The 20,608-nt window shown below is 40.7% G+C and carries 17 protein-coding genes; 7 read left to right on the plus strand and 10 right to left on the minus strand.

Going from position 1 to position 20,608, the window contains the following annotated elements:
* Positions 1-3: 3 nt before the first annotated feature.
* Complete coding sequence (locus tag GSQ19_RS03280) at positions 4-1,233, minus strand: glycosyltransferase family 4 protein (protein ID WP_011321362.1); 1,230 nt, start codon at positions 1,231-1,233, stop codon at positions 4-6.
* 179 nt (positions 1,234-1,412) lie between these two features.
* Between GSQ19_RS03280 and GSQ19_RS03285 the strand changes: the two genes are divergently transcribed.
* The 3 genes from GSQ19_RS03285 (at position 1,413) to GSQ19_RS03295 (ending at position 7,751) form a co-directional block, all read left to right on the plus strand.
* Positions 1,413-2,363 (plus strand): glycosyltransferase family A protein, encoded by a 951-nt coding sequence (locus GSQ19_RS03285; protein WP_011321363.1) that lies wholly within the window; start codon positions 1,413-1,415, stop codon positions 2,361-2,363.
* Positions 2,364-2,784: 421 nt separating this feature from the next.
* Positions 2,785-6,609 (plus strand): GAF domain-containing protein, encoded by a 3,825-nt coding sequence (locus GSQ19_RS03290; RefSeq protein ID WP_011321364.1) that lies wholly within the window; start codon positions 2,785-2,787, stop codon positions 6,607-6,609.
* A complete protein-coding gene (locus GSQ19_RS03295) occupies positions 6,606-7,751 on the plus strand; it encodes a hybrid sensor histidine kinase/response regulator (protein ID WP_011321365.1) in 1,146 nt (381 codons plus the stop codon). The genes GSQ19_RS03290 and GSQ19_RS03295 overlap by 4 nt, the downstream gene beginning before the upstream one ends.
* A 175-nt stretch (positions 7,752-7,926) precedes the next feature.
* Here GSQ19_RS03295 and GSQ19_RS03300 read toward each other — a convergent pair whose 3' ends face one another.
* The 3 genes from GSQ19_RS03300 to GSQ19_RS03310 all read right to left on the minus strand — a co-directional run bounded on the left by GSQ19_RS03300 (position 7,927) and on the right by GSQ19_RS03310 (position 10,674).
* The gene (locus GSQ19_RS03300) at positions 7,927-8,688 is read right to left on the minus strand and encodes a ParB N-terminal domain-containing protein (RefSeq protein ID WP_011321366.1); all 762 of its coding nucleotides are present in this window, start codon (positions 8,686-8,688) and stop codon (positions 7,927-7,929) included.
* On the minus strand, positions 8,688-10,070 hold the full coding sequence (locus GSQ19_RS03305) for an AAA family ATPase (RefSeq protein ID WP_011321367.1): 1,383 nt from the start codon (positions 10,068-10,070) through the stop codon (positions 8,688-8,690). Before GSQ19_RS03305 ends, GSQ19_RS03300 begins: the two co-directional genes overlap by 1 nt.
* 232 nt (positions 10,071-10,302) lie before the next feature.
* Complete coding sequence (locus tag GSQ19_RS03310; RefSeq protein WP_011321368.1) at positions 10,303-10,674, minus strand: zinc ribbon domain-containing protein; 372 nt, start codon at positions 10,672-10,674, stop codon at positions 10,303-10,305.
* Between the two features lie 212 nt (positions 10,675-10,886).
* Between GSQ19_RS03310 and menD the strand changes: the two genes are divergently transcribed.
* Entirely contained in the window at positions 10,887-12,650 is a 1,764-nt protein-coding gene (menD, locus tag GSQ19_RS03315; protein ID WP_011321369.1) for a 2-succinyl-5-enolpyruvyl-6-hydroxy-3-cyclohexene-1-carboxylic-acid synthase, read from the plus strand.
* Between the two features lie 102 nt (positions 12,651-12,752).
* Here menD and GSQ19_RS03320 read toward each other — a convergent pair whose 3' ends face one another.
* Both GSQ19_RS03320 and GSQ19_RS03325 read right to left on the minus strand, forming a co-directional pair.
* On the minus strand, positions 12,753-13,085 hold the full coding sequence (locus GSQ19_RS03320) for a hypothetical protein (protein WP_010994489.1): 333 nt from the start codon (positions 13,083-13,085) through the stop codon (positions 12,753-12,755).
* A gap of 316 nt (positions 13,086-13,401) precedes the next feature.
* Positions 13,402-14,289, minus strand: a complete 888-nt coding sequence (locus GSQ19_RS03325; RefSeq protein WP_011321370.1) for an alpha/beta fold hydrolase — start codon at positions 14,287-14,289, stop codon at positions 13,402-13,404.
* Positions 14,290-14,504: 215 nt separating this feature from the next.
* Here GSQ19_RS03325 and GSQ19_RS03330 point away from each other — a divergent pair, with 215 nt between their 5' ends.
* Complete coding sequence (locus tag GSQ19_RS03330) at positions 14,505-14,816, plus strand: carbon dioxide-concentrating mechanism protein CcmK (RefSeq protein WP_011321371.1); 312 nt, start codon at positions 14,505-14,507, stop codon at positions 14,814-14,816.
* An 88-nt stretch (positions 14,817-14,904) separates the two neighbouring features.
* Entirely contained in the window at positions 14,905-15,258 is a 354-nt protein-coding gene (locus GSQ19_RS03335) for a carbon dioxide-concentrating mechanism protein CcmK (RefSeq protein WP_011321372.1), read from the plus strand.
* A gap of 186 nt (positions 15,259-15,444) precedes the next feature.
* Here GSQ19_RS03335 and GSQ19_RS03340 read toward each other — a convergent pair whose 3' ends face one another.
* The 4 genes from GSQ19_RS03340 to GSQ19_RS03355 form a co-directional block, all read right to left on the minus strand.
* Complete coding sequence (locus tag GSQ19_RS03340; protein ID WP_011321373.1) at positions 15,445-15,711, minus strand: NIL domain-containing protein; 267 nt, start codon at positions 15,709-15,711, stop codon at positions 15,445-15,447.
* A gap of 84 nt (positions 15,712-15,795) precedes the next feature.
* Entirely contained in the window at positions 15,796-16,671 is an 876-nt protein-coding gene (gene cysW, locus GSQ19_RS03345; protein WP_011321374.1) for a sulfate ABC transporter permease subunit CysW, read from the minus strand.
* On the minus strand, positions 16,658-17,527 hold the full coding sequence (gene cysT / locus GSQ19_RS03350; RefSeq protein WP_041456482.1) for a sulfate ABC transporter permease subunit CysT: 870 nt from the start codon (positions 17,525-17,527) through the stop codon (positions 16,658-16,660). The genes cysW and cysT overlap by 14 nt, the downstream gene beginning before the upstream one ends.
* 242 nt (positions 17,528-17,769) lie before the next feature.
* Complete coding sequence (locus GSQ19_RS03355; RefSeq protein ID WP_011321376.1) at positions 17,770-18,915, minus strand: sulfate ABC transporter substrate-binding protein; 1,146 nt, start codon at positions 18,913-18,915, stop codon at positions 17,770-17,772.
* 552 nt (positions 18,916-19,467) lie between these two features.
* On the opposite strand from GSQ19_RS03355, the gene GSQ19_RS03360 reads away from it, so the two are divergent.
* Complete coding sequence (locus GSQ19_RS03360; protein WP_011321377.1) at positions 19,468-20,604, plus strand: sulfate ABC transporter substrate-binding protein; 1,137 nt, start codon at positions 19,468-19,470, stop codon at positions 20,602-20,604.
* The last annotated feature ends 4 nt before the right edge of the window (positions 20,605-20,608 follow it).

The following is a 20,608-nucleotide window of genomic DNA, read 5'->3' on the forward strand; positions in this document are numbered from 1 at the left end:
CGCTTACCTATTCAAACAAACTTGCTCATAACGCATACCAGCTATATCCCAGGTAAATTCAGCTTCCACCAGTTTTCTGCCATTTTGGGATAATTGCGATCGCAGTTGGGGATTCTCAAATAATTGACTAATAGCATCAACATATTCTGCTGGCTTATTAGCTCGCAATGCTGCTAAAGCTGTATTATCACCATCAACGGCTAATCCCTCTAAACCGCGATCGCTAGCTACTACAGGCACACCAGCCGCCATTGCTTCTAAAGTTTTATTTTTTATGCCAAAACCTGTGCGTAACGGCACTACACACACCGTAGATTGATGCAGATAATTTACCATCGAAGCCACGCGACCAGTAACTATGACCCCTGGAATATTATTCAGATTTTCAATTTCTGGTGTTGGTCTAGCGCCGACAATACTAAATGTAGCGTCAGGATAACGCTTTTGTAGTTGTGGTAAGACCTCCATAGCAAAAAAGCGCGCTGCATCGATATTGTGGGAAGCGTCCATTGCCCCCACAAAGATTAAATTATGTCCACCTGGGTCTTGGCAACGATGGGGAAATAATTCTAAATCTACACCGTTGGGAATGACTTTAATATCAATATCGGGGCGGAGTTTGAGAAATTCCTGGCGATCGTCTTGTGTTGTCACCACAATCTGAGAAAATTTACTACAGTATCGCCTTTCGTAACGCTTCAGCACCAGAGAAAGATATAGGCGATCGCGTACTGCATTCTGCGCCGCACCCATTTCTAAATGGTCACGAATCCAGCCGTAAACTGAACTGTGAACATCTACAACTGTAGTTACACTATGACGAAATTCTGGGCGAATATAAATTTCATTGACACTATGTTCACAAGTAATCACATCATATTTTTGAGCTTGAACGCAACTATCAACTAAAGCTTGAATTTCTGGCGAATAGCGATAAAGAACATTGGGTGGTGTCGCCTTCCCCACTGACTCTAGAAAGCGTCCAGTTTTCCCTAACAATTTAGCAATGGCATTTTTCGACTGGGGTTCCGGTGGTAAGGGAAAAATCAGCAGTTCACTGACATATTTACGTAGTTCTGCCACTTCAGTATCTGACACATTCTTGTTATACTGCGTCACTAAAGTCACATCATGATTTTGCTGGAGGTATTTAAGTAAATTAAAAGTTCTAATTTCCGTTCCACCACGGCTAGGCGGATAAGGAAAGGTAGAAGAGAGCATCAGGATTCGCATATAATTGTTATACTCCTTTATTTAATTAAGTACATTTTATTCTCTGTATGATATATCTTGTAAAAGTTGATGTTTATAAAAATAAACTACTCATTTAGTCTATTATTCTTAGCAAGAAAATATTTTTTAAACCTTTCCAGTAATTAGTATTTGTAGTCAAGCTCTCAAAAAATACATATATGTATAGCAACCCTCTTCTAACAATTGTTACTCCAACACGCGGCAATTTTACAGATTATTGGTTAGAGCAATTATTAAGAATTCAAGGAAATGTTCAATTTATTTTAGTTTATCCACCGGAAGGAACTATCAAAAATATAGATGATTCTAGGATAAAGAATCTCAGAAGTCCCTATAAAGGTGAAGTGATTCAAAGATTTACAGGGTTACTCAACGTTGAAAGTGAGTATGTTCTCGCACTAGATGATGATGATTATGTTCATCCTGATATTTTAGATTTAACATTTAAATATTTCCGGCTCTTTCCCGAAAGTTGGGTTTTAAGATTAAAGATTGAAAATATTCAATATACAGATGAAGTAAGAATTCAAAAAGATTGGGAGCCAAATCCTGATGTTGAACAACTAGAAATATGTAAAAAAACACCGGAAAATCCTTTTCCCTTCCAAAAAGGAAACTACAAAGGTCTATTAGAAGTTCCCATCGCTCCCTTAGATAAATCGGTAGATATTAGACATATAATCTTTCCCTGGCATCAAAGAAAAGACCAAAGCGGGATTCATTTTGAAAACTTTAATAACAGAATTTGGAAAACAGAGCGAGTGAAAGCTGCACTCTACGAATTATCAACCGCAATGAATATTTTTGGTGCTTTAACTTGGATTCCTTTATGGAATTTGGATAGAATGCTGGGTTTATTTGTGCAGGCAAAATTCTACCAAAAAGATGCCATAATTGGTCATGCTACACCAAAACCAGAACAAATTAGATATATTGTTAGAGATAATTCCTTAAAGGAAACTAGATTACACGTAATAGCAGACTTATTATTGCTTAAATGTTATCCGCAATATGGGTATTTGTGGAATCTCATACTCTGGCAAATATACGCCATACCAAAAGTCTGGGGTAGGGCAGTCAAATTAAAGTTGATGAAGTTGAGGCAATAGATATAGCTGGAAGGGACTGGGGACTGGGTGAAAAGTCTTTTTGTGTCTAGGTTGTATCATCTATACACTACTGGCGACAGCTATACTAGTGTGATCGCTAAAGGATGAGCTTTCCAAAAGCTTAACTGTCCTTTTTGATAAGCAGTATTGGCTATGCTTACTTCTCGTTTAGCATCTTCTAGTTCTGCAAATCTATCTTGTCTAAAAGCGATTTCTAGAATTTTTATTTTTTTCGGCTGTATGGGAATACTATTTGATTTTTGTGGGCGTGGTATGCGCTACGGGTTTCTAAAATTCCGTAGATATCCATATATATTCTATTTATCCAAGTAATATTATTGCATAATCACTCTCAGAATTAACCTCAGTAACTTGTCTGTTATTGATGGGAATATTCAAGAATAAATCCCCTTCTTTTTCCATGTTTAACTGCACAACGTCTCTCACCCAATCAGAACTGAAATCAGCGATCATTCGTGATCCCCTGATCATCAAACCGGAGACAACGGTGATGGATGCGATCGCCCAAATGAGTGCCGTGCGGGCTATCTGTGATACAGATAAACTGGATGAAGTCCATCTAGAGGCACGATCAAGCTGCGTGTTGATAGTGGAAGCTGGGAGACTATTAGGTATCTTCACAGAGCGGGATGTAGTCAGACTGTGTAGCCAGAGGCGTTGTTTGGAGAATTTGGCGATTCGAGAGGTGATGATTCACCCAGTTGTCAGCCTGCATGAGTCTGAGTTTACCGATTTGTTTTTTGCTGTTAATTTGCTTCAACAGTACCGTATTCGCCACATCCCTATTCTAGACGAGGAGGAGCGGGTGGTGGGGCTGCTAACCAATGAAAGTCTACGGCAAACTTCTCGCTCTGTGGATCTGTTGCGGTTGCGTCTGGTGTCGGAGGTGATGACCTGTGAGGTGATTTGTGCTGCACCAGATAGTTCTATGTTGGCGATCGCCCAACTCTTGACAGAGAACCGTGTCAGTTCCGTGATGATTGTGCAACTTTGTGAGTGTCCAGCCAACCCCCAAAAAATTCCGGTGGGAATTGTCACCGAGCGGGATATTGTCCAGTTTCAGGCATTAGGCTTGAATCTGGAAACCTGTCAGGTTCAGACGGTGATGAGTACGCCGATTTTTGCCGTTAGACCAGACTATTCTCTGCGGTTCGTACAGCAGATAATGGAGCAGCGTTTGATTCGTCGGTTGGCAGTGACAGGAGAGCAGGGGGAGTTATTAGGCATCGTTACCCAAAGTAGTTTACTGCAAGCCCTTAACCCTTTAGAGGTATACAAACTAGCCCAGATGTTGGAAGAACGGGTGGTGAGGTTAGAGACAGAGAAGGTTCAACTGCTGGAAAATCGCACTGTTGAGCTAGAGCAGCAAGTTGCAGATCGGACAGCTAGCCTCAAGGCTAAGGCAGGTCGGGAACAGATTTTGTCTGATATCTCCAGACAAATTCGCTCTTCTCTCAGTTTACAAACCATTCTGGATACAACCGTGGAGCAGGTGCGGCAATTGCTGGGTTGCGATCGCGTCAACATTTGGCATTTTGAAGCAGAGTGGGAAAGCATCGTGATGGCAGAGTCTACCACATCTTCCAGATCATTACTGGGCAAACGGATTCAGGAAATCTGCTTTCAGCAACGCTGCGCGGAGCTTTATCGCTATGGGCGGATTCGCATCGTCCCAGATATCTACACCACAGAAATGACAGACTGTCACCGGGAGTTGCTAATCCGCCTCCAAACGCGAGCCAAAATTTTAGTACCCCTGCTGTGTGGCGATGAACTGTGGGGTTTGCTCAATGTCACCGAAAGCCAGCACGCCCGCGAGTGGCAAACTGAAGAAATCGAACTGCTGCAAGGGTTATCTGTACATCTGGCTATCGCCATTCAGCAAGCTACTACCCACCAAAAATTGCAGGAGCAACTAATCGCCCTTCAGGAAGGGTCAGATCGACTACAAGAAAGCGAACAGCGTTATATCGCCCTCAATCAAAACCTAGAAGCTAAAGTTGAAGAACGCACGGCTGAACTCCAAGCACGAGAAGCACAACTCCAGAAAATATCCGAGCGCCTGGCTTTGTCCCTCAAATCTGCGGCCATCGGCTGTTGGGACTGGGATATTGGTGAGAACACCATCTTTTGGGATGAGCGGATGTACGAACTCTATGGTGTTACCAAAACAACTGATTCACGTTTAGTCTACGACACTTGGGCAAATGGGCTACATCCTGATGACCGCACCAATACAGAAATATTAGTCCAGCAAGCAGTTTTAGGACAAGCAGAATACGATACTGAATTTCGTGTCATACATCCTGATGGCAGTATCCACTTCATCAAAGCCTATGGTGTGGTGGTGCGAGATGCTGAGGGTAATCCCCAGAAAATGATTGGAGTCCACTTTGATATTAGTGATCGCAAAAAGGCTGAGGAAATTATTCGCCAACAGGCAGAAAGAGAGAAACTGCTGCGAGAAATTACCCAGAGGATTCGTCAATCCCTAGACCTCCAGACCATTTTTGACATCGCTTGCCAGGACATCCGTCAAGTGATTCAGGCTGATCGGGTGGGCATTTTCAAGTTCTATCCCGAATCCAACTTTAATGACGGCGAATTTGTGGCTGAATCTGTTGTAGACGAGTTTCCCTCAGTCATCGCAATTCGGGTACACGACCAGTGCTTTGGGGAAAACTATTCCTCTCTCTACGCTTTGGGCAGGTCTTATGTGGTTGATGATATCTATAACAGTGACATGACAACCTGCCACACTGATATCTTGGCTCAGTTTCATGTGCGTGCCAATGTGATTATGCCCTTACTTTGCGGTGCTGAGTTATGGGGTTTGCTGTGCATTCATCAGTGCGCGACAACTCGCCACTGGGAGCAGTCAGAAATTGATTTTACCCAACAACTTGCCACCCAGTTAGCGATCGCCATTCAACAAGCAAGTCTGGTTGAGCAATTACAGCAAGAACTGGCCGAAAGACAACAGGCAGAACTCAAGCTCACCCAGAGTAATCAACAACTAGCCATTTCTAACCAAGAACTCGCCCGTGCTACTCGCCTCAAAGATGAATTCCTGGCTAACATGAGCCACGAACTCCGCACCCCCCTCAACGCCATTCTCGGCATGACCGAAGGGTTACAAGAAGGAGTTTTTGGCATGATCAACGATAAACAATTCAAAGCCTTGGAAACCATTGAGCGTAGCAGCTCTCATTTACTGGATTTGATCAACGATATTCTCGATGTAGCGAAAATTGAAGCCGGACAGATCAAACTAGATTGCACTGCAATTTCAGTAGCGGCTCTGTGTCAATCCAGTCTGGTATTTATCAAACAGCAAGCATTGCAAAAACGGATTCAAGTGGAAATCAAAATTCCGCTCAATTTACCTGACCTGTTTGTTGATGAACGCCGGATTCGTCAGGTGTTAATTAACCTGCTCAATAATGCGGTCAAATTCACGCCGGAGACAGGACGCATTTCCCTAGAAGTTACCCAAGTTTCCCCCGATATATCCACAGTGCAGAACTTTTTGCAAATTGCCGTGATCGATACAGGCATTGGCATTATGCAGGAGAATATCAACAAGCTATTTCAGCCCTTCATCCAAATTGATAGCGCATTAAATCGTCAATATGAGGGTACAGGCTTGGGATTGGCATTGGTGAAAAAAATTGTCGAACTCCACGGTGGTAGGGTGGGTTTAACCAGTGAGCTGGGTGTAGGCAGCTGCTTCACAATTGAACTACCTTGTACTCCCAGTACTCCCTCATCACCCGAACTAATTCGGGATTTATTAACTACCCCTAATTCAGAACTGGACTTTGCCAATGCTGAAGAAGCCGCAAGCCTTGCCCCTGTAATCTTGCTAGCCGAAGATAATGAAGCCAATATCAAAACATTTTCTAGCTACCTCAGTGCCAAAGGCTATGGCATTTTGTTAGCAACAAATGGTGAACAAGCCCTAGAACTGGCCACAATCCACCAGCCCGACTTGATTTTGATGGATATCCAAATGCCGGGAATCGACGGTCTAGAGGCAATCCGACAGATTCGCCTTGATCCTGAGTTGGTGAATATTCCCATTGTGGCACTCACGGCCCTGGCAATGACTGGCGATCGCGATCGCTGTTTACAAGCAGGAGCCAATGACTACCTGACTAAACCAGTTAAGCTCAAGCAACTGGCCACCACCATTCAACAGCTTTTAATGGAAACAAAAAAATGAATCTGCCCTCTATTCTTGTAATTGACGATCTACCAGATAACTTTGATGTTATTGAAACCCTCTTAAGTGAGCAAGACTATACACTACATTATGTTGCTAGTGGTCAAGAGGCGATCGCCTCCCTCAACCTATTTCAGCCAGACCTGATTTTGCTAGATGTGATGATGCCGGGAATGGATGGGATAGAAGTGTGTCAGCGAATTAAAGCCATGCCCCAATGGCAGTCAGTGCCGATCATTATGGTAACAGCCCTCACCGCCAAAGAAGACCTCGCACGCTGCTTAAAATCTGGTGCCGATGACTTCATTAGTAAACCTATCAATGCTCTGGAGTTGAGGGCGCGCCTTCATTCAATGCTGAGGATTAAGCAACAGTATGACAAAATTCAAACTTTATCGAATATCCAAACAAGCACCATCAAAGTATTGGAAAGTACACTTGATGAACTGCGCGGCAATTTAGCTGCTGCCTTACCCCATGAACTCAATACACCACTAAATGGTATTGTCGGAACTATCAGTATACTCATGGCAGATATTGAGAACATGGACACTGGTGAAATCCAGGAACTTTTAGGCTGGGTAGATTTATCTGCCCGTAACCTAGAAAGATTAATCAAACAATTGCTGCTCTATTTAGAACTAGAATTATCAACAAACCAACAGCAAAACATCGCCTCTGAGTCAACCCACTTTTCCATAGCAGTAATTGAAGCAATTTTACAATCTCATGCTCCAAGTGTTAATCGCCGCGACGATCTCATGTTTGCAATTGAGGAAGCTGAAGTGTCAATCTCGGCTCGATATCTAGCGATTATCATCTATGAATTAGTTGATAATGCGCTCAAATTTTCCCGGCGAGGGACAACCATTAAAATCAGTAGTCAGGTAGTAGCAGGAATGTTAAATGTCTACATTCATGATTTCGGCCGGGGTATGACAGAAGAACAGATATCTAAAATCGGCGCTTTCATGCAGTTTGAACGCAAAACTTATGAACAGCAAGGTATAGGTATGGGCTTAAAGCTTGCCAAACAAATCATCGAAAGTCATGGGGGATTGTTCTCAATTTCCAGTGTCTATAAGAAGGAAACAATGGTACATATTGCTTTACCTATTGCCTATTCTAGATACTTAAGTTAGCGATCAACTACGGTGGGCGCTTGTGCCATTATTCGTCTAATTGTAGAGGGCTTGAAAGCCTTGTTTTTTTCAGGGTTTTATCTTGGCTTGATGTCCTAATATATCTGGCTACGGCTATATGTTGAATATTTTGGAAGTAATAGATTTAGTTTAACTAACAATGTAAAATTTTGTGTCAGCTTTCAACATTTATGCGTGACCAGATATCAAGAATAACTACCATTTTTTCAGAAGTTATACCTTTTTTTTGTGTTTTCCCATTAGGAATTTTTACACGCTCAATTACATCACTCAAAGAAGAAAATTGTCTCTTTTTTCGTTCTTTTTCTATACTTGTAAAAATTTTATTAGCTACTGACTCATTAATACCTGCATTAATCAACTTCAAAGTTAATTTAGTTTGATCTAGAGTATTGAATATCTCTAAAGGCGAAATTTGTTTAGGCGTTGTAATTTCAATATTTTTTATTTTATCTGCTGTTTGTTGTCTTTGTTGATTTAGCTCTGATTTAAACTCATTTATTTGTTTTTCAAGGCGTAGCTCCAAATTCGCTAAACGTGATTCTAATTTTTTTATTTCAGTTGTTTCAGTTGTTTCAGGTAATGTTTTCCCACCTTTATCAAGTAACTCTATACCTCTGATAGCTGATGCTTGCTTTATAACTAAATCTTCTAACTTGGGGGAAATTACAAAAGCATTTACCATTTCACCTTTTCGGGGGTTCTTTTCTCTCGCTCTAACAGCAACATAATATTCAAAATGCCCCTCAATTACTGCATAGTTCTCTGCTCCAGTTGCTTTAACTATCAAAGGTCTAATGATGCCTCCTGTCTCTAGAATAATATCAGCTAATTGATCTAAATCAGCTTCTGCAAAACTAGAACGTGGGATATCAGTTGTAATACTTTTTACATCTACTAAAGAAAAATTAATCATTAATTCACTCCTATATTGTGTAGTACCTCATCTGCTAATACGTTAAACTCCTCAGCCGATATTTGTGCAGAAGTTTTAAGTTCAGCAAATTTCATAATAGATTTTGGATCAGGATATTCTAAATCTCCAACTTGTAGAGATTGATTCATACATTCTGATAATGCGGTTCTATCATAAATTACTGCTTCCATGAGTGGTAGCTGGTAACGTTCCGAAATTACTTCTCTTTGTTTGGGAAATGTGTATTGTAAATATTTAGCATTAGTTGAAATTTTAGAAGCAAGAACACCCATAATTTTAATAGGTTGTTTAGCCATCACTTCTCTTGATTCGTTAATTTCGTTCACAAAATCTTTCACTGTTGGTAAGCCTTGATTGGCAAAAGGTTTTAAATCTGAAGGAATAATCAAATAATCAGATGCAATAAGTGCCACTTGAGCATATAAATCTCTTGATGGCGGTGTATCAATAATAACTATGTCATAATTATTTTCAACTCGTTTCAGTTTTGACACTAACCTACTTCTACTGGCTAAAATTTTGTTAAGTTTCTCTTGTTCTTGAATCAAAGTGATGTGAGAAGGGATAACATCTATTTCTGGATTATTGAAATAATCAGATTTACGAACTACATCAGGAATAAAATTGAAATCCCCTGATTCTAATAAATGAAATACATTGCGTTCTCTTAAATCATCATCTTCCTCAAATTGAAATTTTATTAATCCTGTGGCAAAAGTCGTATTTGCTTGAGAATCTATATCAATTAAAAGAACGCTTTTACCTTTTTTGCTTAATGCTGCCGCAAGATTGGCGGCTACAGTAGTTTTTCCAACTCCACCTTTATTATGGTAAATAGCAATGATTTTCATCGTATTTTGATCCTGAACTTGTAAATTTGGTTGTTTGACTTCGACTTGATTAATTTTTGATTGATCGATTAACTGTATTTCTTTTAGACTTTCTCGACTAATTAAATTTTGAATTTCCTCTAACTTTATTTCAACTTCCTTTCCTGAACACTGGAAAACTAGCTGAACATAATTTTTAACCTTTTCATAAATCCTAATTTCCTTACCATTAGTTAATAAACCATACCTAACATTCAGACTGGTTAAATAGTGCCTGAGCCTGGGGACATGATTATTTAAATTTTGTTTAGGATGCTTTGCTTCCATCACCACACTCAACGGCGAGTTAGCATCTAAAACAAAGGGAAGGACTTGTGCAGCAAATGCTAAAAAATCTAGTCGAATGCTACCAACGGCAACTTCTTGATGCCAAGTGTCTGGAGTATATCCTAGCTGCGGTAATAAATATTGCACAATCAGTTTGCTTTCAACTTCGCTTTCGTTACGGCAAAGCTCAGGATTAAACCCCACAACTGTTTACTCCTAAAAGTAAATTTAGATTTTTGGTCAAATTTTTTCTGTGTTTAATTATCTCATAGCCTCAAGTATTTATAGCATAATAATTACCTAATGATATGTATATATATTTTAGTCAGTCTAGTATTTATACTTATTATTAAATGTAGTTAAAAGTTAATCAAATTACTTTGCAGTGACTTTTGGAAATCTCCCACTACATCCGCAGGGTTAGCGGGAGAAGATGTCAAGAAGTTGACAAGACTATCAAAAAACAGATGAGTAATAAACCTAGTAGGAGTAATAAAGCTTGATTGCGTTGCATCCAACTTTTGATAGATGCAGTAGGAGTATTAGCGGCTTGCTGTTCTTCTAATTGAGCGTTTCTCTCGGCGATGTTTTGGTATAGGGTACAATCTTTAGCGTAGGGACGCTTGGGAAATGTACAAGTATCGTCAGCATGGTAGGTACAGGTGTCGCATAGATAGGTGTCTTTGGCGGCACGATGTAAGGTAATGCCAGGATGACCGTAAGCTTTGAGTGTTGTACGACAGTAAGGGCAGATAAGAGCCTGACTATCAACTTGCTGATGGCAGTTGGGACAAGAAATATTAGCCACGAATTAAATATCAATCATATAAGCAAATAATCTGATTTTAACCATTAATTCCAGTTGCTAGATGGTCTGTGAATGTGGTAGGGGGTAATAGGTGATCGGTAATTGGAAAGAAGCCAATAGGGCGATACACAGCATATCTAAGTTTTGGTGGGCAATGCCTACCCTACTGGGTAAAATTTCTGTACTTATGAATTGCGAATAGTATTACTGCTATGTCTAATTTAATGCCGATCGCCTATAAAAATATTAATCAACTTTGGGCTTATGTTTTCACCGAAACACTCAAGCGGTTAGGATTGGCTTATGCAGTAATTTGCCCTGGTTCTCGTTCCACTCCCTTGGCTGTGGCCTTTGCCCAACAAGCACCAGATATTGAAGGGATTTCTATACTAGATGAACGTTCTGCGGCTTTTTTCGCCTTGGGTTTAGCCAAAGCAACTAATCGTCCTGTGGCGATTGTTTGCACTTCGGGAACTGCGGGGGCAAATTTTTATCCAGCCGTTATCGAGGCTCAAGAAAGTCGTGTACCACTGTTATTATTAACCGCCGATAGACCCCCAGAGCTAAGAGATTGTCACTCTGGACAAACTATAGATCAGGTGAAACTCTTCGGTAGTTACCCAAACTGGCAAACGGAGTTAGCTTTGCCAGTATCAGACATGGGGATGCTAGGGTATCTGCGACAAACGGTAATTCATAGTTGGTACAGGATGCAAGCGCCAACACCGGGGCCAGTACATTTAAATATCCCCTTTCGTGACCCCCTTGCACCGATTCCTGATGGTGCAGATTTGAGCTATTTACTGACTAAGTTTCACCCAGAAGAATTTTTTGCGGGAATAACAGATACTACCTCACTCCCTGATCATTCCCAACTGTCCATTCCCCCAGAATGGTTAAAATCTCAGCGAGGAATCATCATTGCTGGTGTCGCCCAACCACAACAGCCACAGGAATATTGTAGAGCGATCGCTCGACTTTCCCAAACTCTGCAATGGCCTGTGTTAGCTGAGGGACTTTCCCCAATCAGAAATTACGCTGACCTAAACCCCTATTTAATTTCCACCTACGACTTGATTTTACGCAATCAACAATTAGCAACAAGGCTAGCACCAGACATGGTAATCCAAATAGGTGATATGCCAACTAGTAAAGAACTGCGTACTTGGATAGATACTCACCAACCCCGACGCTGGGTAATTGATCCCAGTGACCAAAACCTCGACCCTTTGCATGGAAGGACGACCCATTTAAGAATTAGGGTGGAAGAGTTGGGGTGTAAGGGGGTAGAGGAAGACAAATCTTCTGTCTCAGAGTATCTGCAATTGTGGTGTAATGCTGAAACCAAAGTTAGGGTCAATGTGGATGAGACTTTGGATAAGATGGAAGACTTGGTAGAGTGTAAAGCCGCCTGGTTACTTTCTCAGATACTACCACCAGAAACGCCCTTATTTATTGCTAACAGTATGCCAGTGCGGGATGTAGAGTTTTTCTGGAAACCGAATAATTTAAGAGTGCGATCGCATTTTAACCGAGGCGCAAACGGTATCGATGGCACATTATCCACCGCTTTAGGAATCGCCCACCGTCATCAAAGTAGTGTGCTAATCACAGGAGATTTAGCTTTATTACACGACACCAACGGTTTTTTAATTAGAAATAAGTTTGTCGGACATCTGACAATTATCTTAATCAACAATAATGGCGGGGGAATTTTTGAAATGTTACCCATTGCTAAATTTGAACCGCCATTTGAAGAATTTTTTGGTACGCCCCAAGATATTGATTTTGCTCAGTTATGCACCACTTATAATGTCCAACATGAATTAATTCATTCCTGGGTGCATTTACAGCAGAGATTAAACCCACTACCAAATACAGGGATTCGAGTTTTAGAATTACGCACAAATAGAAAAATAGATGCTCAATGGCGACGTGATAATTTAAGCAATTTTGCGGCGGATAATATCATCTAACTAAGCCATTAATCACAAGACGTAACAGTTGCCGCTTTTGTATGGTTTTCTGGATATGAGAGAATTGGTATAATTTACCTTTCAATTACCAATTACCCAATTTTAATTTGACTTAACAGCAATATCCTCAAAGTCTGCCAATGCAAAAGCAAATTCTCGGAAAGCTGTTTTAATCAAGTCCTCTTTCATATTTCTATTTAAAGAGGTATCGCGGATCATATCGGCTAACTCTATAAATAATAGAGAAAAAATAAAGCGGTCTTGTCGATCAACCTGTTTTAAGCAAGCTAATATGAACTCATACAACTCTGTTTTTCTGGGCTTAGTTTGTTCTTCCCAAATTTTCATTCCTAGACAGAAGGTTTTTAACCTGATCTCATTGATGTTGTAGGAGGTATCTTTATAGCGAACTGATACCCGTTGAGGCATTTCCATAAGTTGAAAAGATATATTTACTGTATGGTATATATTCAACTTTAAGCAGGCTCATCCGGAAAGTTTTGTTATGGAAATAGCATAATTTTCAATTATCTAGAACTTACGCATAAATGTTTCAAACCCTTACCCCTCCATAACCCAATACGGTTCAGTTAAGAGAATAGTAGGTTGGGTGGAGCGATAGCAGAACCCAACAAAGTGTTGAGAATGTTGGGTTCCGTTCCTCCACCCAACCTACACCTTACGCATGAATGTTTTAAACCCTTACACCCAGTCTCAACAGACAACCTGGATGCGTAAGTACTGATTATAATTAACTACAGAAACTTAGTATATGTTGAGCCGTAATTCCTGGTTGTTCTAAATGTGGAATATGACCACAATCTTGAATCCAAATCAGTTGGCTATGAGGAATTGCTCTTTTAAATCTTTTACCGTCCTCCGTACCCAAAATCCTATCAGCATCACCCCACAAAATCAGGGTTGGTGAGATAATTTCTGCTAGTTGCTTAAATCTAAAAGCTGTGTACCCACCACTTTTGGTAAAAGCAATTAAAGCTTCAGGCCAGCTAGGCATTTCTAAATGTAATGCACCACAACATAAAGCATCGACAGTAGCAAGGTTCGGATTTTTGTAAGCAGCACGAGAAACGCGATCGCGCACTTTTGGACTACGTAAAAATTGCGCTGCTAAATAATCCAACGGGGGAAACATGAATTTACTTAGCGGTGAACCCCCTCGCAAGCCAGCACTGTCAATTAATACTAGTTTCTGAACTGCTTCTGGATAAGTCAGAGTAAAATCAATCGCGGCTGCACCCCCCATTGAAGCACCAACTAAAATCACAGGTTGGTTAATCAGGGTTTTCCAGAAGGAATACAAGTGAGTTCTAATGGCAACAGGGCTAAATTTTATCCCTGCAAGCCTTTGGGTAAATCCAAAACCCAACAAATCCACCGCCCAAGTTTCATTCTCTTTCCCTAGCAGTGGCAAAAGCCGACGAAATTCTAAGACAGAACTATCGAAGCCATGAATTAATAAAATTGGTGTACCACCGCTACCTTGACGTACATAGGCTGTGGTGATTGGTTGATTACTCAGGGGAGTAGCGATCGCTTGAGTTTGAATAGTCTTAGCTAAGGCGATCGATTCAGATTCAGTAAGTTGCCCGACTGCGGCAGGTAAAAAACTTGGAAACATAAATCCTACTTTACCAGAAGCAGGCCTATAAGGAATTGGTCAATCCCCAATCCAAGGCAAAAGTCAAAAGAAAAAATCTTTCACCTTTTTACTTTTTACTTTTTTGTCCCCAATCCCCAATCCCTACAAAAGAAATTTCCTCCTCGCCATCACAATGGTGTCTAAAGCCACGTACAATTAATATCACTTAACTTTTTTTATCAGGAGCTAATGCCATGCCAATGGCGGTTGGCGTAATCGAAACTTTAGGATTTCCGGCTGTGCTAGCGGCAGCAGATGCGATGGTAAAATCTGCCGCAGTCACCATTGTCTATTATGGTCAGGCGGAGAGCGCCCGCTTGTTAGTTGCAGTGAGGGGACACGTTGCAGAAGTAAGACGAGCCGTTGAGGCGGGAATTGAGGCTGGTGAGCAAGCACACGGTGGTGAAGTCATCACCCACTACATAGTTCCCAATCCTCCCGAAAATGTGGTAGATATTCTCCCCATTCACTTTACTGAAGAATCAGAACCCTTTCGGATGTTCTAAGCAATTGTGTCATCAACAAATGTAGCGAAGCTTCATACAATGAACTGGTGCGCTCCATAAATTTATTATTCATACAGGAGATTATTAAATGTCATCACTACAGGCAGTGGGAGCATTAGAGACTAAGGGTTTTCCGGCTGTGTTAGCAGCAGCAGATGCTATGGTCAAAGCTGGCCGTGTCACCCTTGTGGGTTATATCCGGGTTGGTAGCGCTCGTTTTACAGTCAATATCCGTGGAGATGTTTCGGAAGTTAAAACGGCAATGGCGGCTGGTGTGGAAGCCGCACAAAATGTTTACGGTGGTACATTAGAATCCTGGGTGATTATTCCTCGTCCCCATGAAAACGTTGAAGCAGTCCTACCTATTGGTTATACGGATGCTGTTCAACAATATCGAGATTCTGTAGAAAATCCCATTATCCGTTCATCCAACGGACGATAAATAAGACCAATTCAAAATTCAAAATTCAAAATTCAAAATTCAAAATTAAGAAAGTCAGATTTGGTCTGGTTTTTAAGGTTTGGATGTGTTACTTGATTTTGGAGAATTGGTATAAATCACAATTAAACATTAAAGCAAAACCCCGATTTCTTAGAGAAATCGGGGTTTTTAGATCGAACATTGTTTTTACCAACCACCAACTTTAGTCTCATCCCAGACTTCCAGTTCCAATTCCTGTAGATAGTTCAGTCCACTTTGGATTTGTGTATTTGTACCTTGCAAATCCAAATCGAACCAGCCATCTCCAACAGCATTGGCTCCTAAAATTGCCGCAGCGATATTTACTGTCAGACCATATTCCGAAACTAGCCGAGAAATCACGGGTTCCTGGTGATAGTCTTTAGGAATCCGTACGCGAATCCTTTTATTGCTGAGTGTGTTGTCACTAGCCATATATAAACCATTGGTTGATTTTTACTAAGGAGTAGGGTATTGGCTAATAATAGGTATCAACAATTACCAATTACCCATTCCCAATTAATCCACATCTTTAATGCGAGTTTTGCGTTCTACAATCTCTTTCAATACTAAGGTAACTACTGCTAGTAGTGCTAAAAGTACCGCCGCAGAAAAAGCTGCTTCTGTTTCATACTGTTTATAAGCATCCTCTACAAACAATGGCAAACTCTGGGTTTTATTGGCGATATTTCCTGAGACTACGGAGACTGCACCAAATTCACCCATTGCTCTAGCATTGGTCAAAATTACGCCATATAGCAAGCCCCAGCGAATTCCTGGTAGGGTAACTCGCCAAAATGTCTGCCATTCATTGGCACCCAAAGTTTTAGCGGCTTCTTCCTGGTCTTTACCAAATTCCTCTAAAACAGGAATTACTTCACGGGCGACAAAAGGCATACTCACAAATGCTGTGGCTAAAACCATCCCCGGAAAGGCAAAGATAATTCTGATGTCATTTGCCTCCAGTAAAGGCCCAAACCAGCCATTACGTCCATAAAGCAGCACCAGCATCAAGCCAGCAACTACGGGCGAGATAGAAAAGGGTAAGTCAATAATACTTAAGACTAAAGCACGTCCAGGGAATTTATGACGAGCGATCGCCCAAGCTGCACATAAACCAAATACTGTATTTAAAGGTACGGCAATTAATGCCAACAATACAGTTAATCTGGCAGCACTAAGAAAGTCGCTATGGGTGAGGTTCTCCAAAAATGGCCCCACTCCTTTACTGAAAGCTTGGACAAAAACGTTGATTGCCGGGATATATTGAATTAACGCTAAATAGGCGATCGCTACAAAAATTAAAATTGTGGGAACCCAACTCTTTTTTTGTGGTGGTTTAACTTTGTCTGTATTAGTCCCAGATGAGTGCTGTTTCGGCTCACTTATTGTCATATCTTCTTGACCACCCTTGTAACAGATTAATTCCTAATAGCATTACCAAAGAAATCGTCAGTAAGACTATACCAATCACTGTTGCACCAGAATAGTCGTACTGCTCTAACCTCTGGAAAATCAATACTGGTGCAATCAAATCTTGAAAGGGTGTGTTAGAAGCAATAATTACAGTCGAGCCATACTCACCAACAGCACGGGAAAAACCCAAAGCCACACCAGTTAAAATCGAGGGAAACAAAGGTGGTAGTATCACTTTCGAGAAAGTTTGCCACTGAGAAGCACCCAAAGACCAAGCTGCTTCTTCAACATCATGCTCCATCTCTTGCAGTACAGGTTGCACTGTTCTGACTATAAAAGGTAAGGAAATAAATACCATCGCTACCCAGACACCCAAACGGGTGAACGATACCTTAATCCCTAGTGGTGCTAACAAAGAACCAATCCAACCATTATCGCTGTAAACAGTTGCTAATGTTAAACCTGCTACTGCCGTTGGCAATGCGAAGGGTAAATCTACGGTAGCATCTACTATTCTTTTAAGCGGAAAGTCATAGCGTACCAAAACCCAGGCTATCAATGTACCAAATACACCGTTGAGTAAAGCGGCAAGTAACGAAGTCACAAAAGTAACATTATATGTTGCTAATGCAAGTTCACTAGTAGCTATTTCCCAAAACCTAGCAGGTGATTCTGTACTGGCTTTGAGAAACATGGCAATGATGGGGACAAATAACATTACCGTTAAATATCCAATAGTAATTCGCCATGTCCAAGGCAAATTCACCACTTTATGAATAAACACTTGCCAGTTAGAAGTTTTAATGTCTACTTTCGTAGTAGGAGATAAAGTCATAAACAATTCAAAATGAAAAAAACACAGAATATTTAGCTTGATGTGCTGGTAATTAGTAACTGGTAATTGGTAATTGCTCAAAAATTTTACCCATAGGATTACTATGTTTATTTTTGAGTTATGCGTTATATGATCATTGCCAAAAGTATCAGAGTGTTGGTGGGCGATGCCCACCCTACACATACTTAAGTATCTATAATCATCACATTAAATTCCTCTATTACCCATTACCTATTACCCATTTACCGCTTGTTTTTGGCTTGAATTTGGTCAAAAACACCACCATCAGCAAAGAATTTTTTGTCAATTGTTGCCCAGCCTCCTAAGTCTTGAACAGTACCTAGAGTATCTACTTTGGGAAACTTATCTGTTACTTCTTTCGTTTGAGCAACTTTCTCATCTACTGGTCGAAAACCTAATTTCACAAACTCTTCTTGTGCTTCTGGGGTATATAAGAATTTGACAAATCCTTCGGCTACTTCTCGATTACCATGCTTATCAACATTCTGATCTACGACAGCGATAGGATTATCAATAGAAATATTGACACTAGGAATTACATAATCCAACTTTTCACCTTTTTGCTGTGCCAAAATGACTTCATTTTCGTAATTAATCAGAGCGTCTCCTTGGCCTTGTTTGGCAAATGCGTCAGTTGCTTCCCGCGCATCCTTGGTTAAAATTGGCACGTTTCCATAAACCTTAGTCACAAACTCTGTTGCCTTAGCTTCATCACCACCAGTTTTGATCACGGAGTTCCACAAAGCTAAGAAGTTCCAGCGAGCAATACCTGAGGTTTTAGGATCAGCAGTAATTACTTTAACATCGTCCTTAGCCAAATCTGCCCATGTTTTGATACCTTTGGGGTTGCCTGGACGGGTAATGATTGCTGCTACAGATTTGGAGACAATTCCATCATTAGGAAGTTCTTTTTCCCATCCTGGTTGAATTAACCCTGCTTTCTCAATTTTTTGCGTGTCTAAAGCCAGTGCTAAGTGGACAACATCTGCTTCTAAACCATCGATAACGGCACGGGTTTGAGAACCAGAACCGCCATAACTCTGTTTAAATGTGACAGTTTGGTTATGTTCTTGCTTCCATTTTTCTACAAATTTAGGAATAATTGCCTCATGTGCTGCCTTGGTAACAGCAAAGGATACTAGAGTTAATTCCACGTTTGGTTTGTTGGCTGCAACAGGACTAGCAACGGGGTTTGCGGTGGAAGTATTGTTTTCACTACCACCAGTGCAGGCTGCAAGCGCCACACTCAAAACAGCCCCAACTAATACCAGTGACACAAAGCTTTTCAGGGAGTTAAATCTGAACCTATATGTCCTCTGCTCTGCTAGCAACCACAATTTTTTCAGGGGACGCTGCCACTCACTCATTGGTATCTCCTCCGTACAAATCTACAGTTAATTGGTAGGAATATTGTTATTACAGTCTAAGGTATTTAGGCAAGTAAAAAATAAAAAACTTCAGATTCTCTATCGAGAATATGGGGAATATAGGAATTTTACCAGTTTGCTCAGCAATTAAAAACGCTATGGCTTTTAAGTGTCAAATAGCTATCACATTTAACTACTTTGTGTTCAAAGTAACCTGATACTAGATGCCTGAGGATTGTATGAGGTCTATATTTCACCAGTGAATTTGTCTATTATTTTTGGCTAATATCCTTTTTTGGCTTGGGTTGTAGCTTATTTCCTCGTGATATGGCAATGACTACTTCATAGTTCAAAGATTCGTATATTCCGAATTTTTTTTCTTGACTTTACTTTTTTATAACATCGTTCTACGATAGATAAACCGTAAATTCTAAGTAAAAAAACGGGGCAATAAGTTGTATTTTCTAATACTCTTATTGCCCGAAGTTCATATTGTCTTTGTCTGGAATTTGCATCAACTAATTGCGTTAGCCACTCAGTGAAACACATCCCATGACACCTAAAATTCTATCAAGACTTAACTCAATTGCCGAGGCGAAAAAGCAACTATTCACTACGTGGAAGCCACCTCTGAGTCAACCTTCAGCCCTGATACTAGCAGCCGGTTTGGGTTTAAGTGCTTTAATGCCCTTTACCACGACAAATTCTCAAGTTGCATCTGCAAACCAAAAGACTCAACTGATTAGCCAAGGAGGCCAGAAAGTTGAAATCACGCTGGTTTCTTATGCAGTGACAAAGGCTGCTTACGAGAAAATTATTCCTCAGTTTGTCGCTAAATGGAAGCGAGAAAAAGGCCAGGATATAGTCATCAAGCAGAGTTACGGTGGTTCTGGCTCTCAAACCCGTGCTGTAATAGATGGTTTAGAAGCAGATGTTGTTGCTTTAGCGTTGGCGCTAGATACCAAAAAAATTGAACAAGCAGGGTTAATTAAGCCAGGTTGGGAGCAAGAAGCGCCGAATAATTCTATTGTGACTCGTTCAGTAGTAGCGCTAGAAACCAGAGAAGGAAATCCAAAAAATATTAAAACTTGGAATGATTTAGCTAAACCGGGAGTCAAGGTAATTACAGCCAACCCGAAAACTTCAGGTGGTGCGCGCTGGAACTTCTTGGCTTTGTGGGGTGCGATCGCTAAAAATAAGGGTAGTGAAGCTCAAGCTCTAGATTTTGTGACTAAAGTCTATAGAAATGTGCCTGTATTACCTAGAGATGCGCGAGAAGCCAGCGATGCCTTTTACAAGAAAGGTCAAGGGGATGTATTACTTAACTATGAAAACGAAGTTATCCTAGCTGCACAACAGGGGAAAACATCACCGTCCTATACTATTCCTCAAACCAACATTTCCATAGATGGCCCAGTTGCAGTTGTTGATAAGGTCGTCGATAAACGTGGTACTCGTGCAGTTTCTGAGGCTTTTGTGAAATTTCTTTTCACTCCAGAAGCCCAACGCGAGTTTTCCAAAGTTGGTTTTAGACCGGTTAACTCTGCTGTAGCTAAAGAAGTCGGGAAAAAATTCCCTAAAGTTGCCAATCTTTACAATGTTCAAAGTTTAGGCGGCTGGAACACTGTACAGAAAAAATTCTTCGATGACGGAGCTATATTTGACAAAATTCAAAGTGGACGACGTTGAGAAA

The organism is Trichormus variabilis 0441 (genome assembly GCF_009856605.1).
In the GTDB taxonomy this organism is placed as follows: Bacteria; Cyanobacteriota; Cyanobacteriia; order Cyanobacteriales; family Nostocaceae; genus Trichormus; species Trichormus variabilis.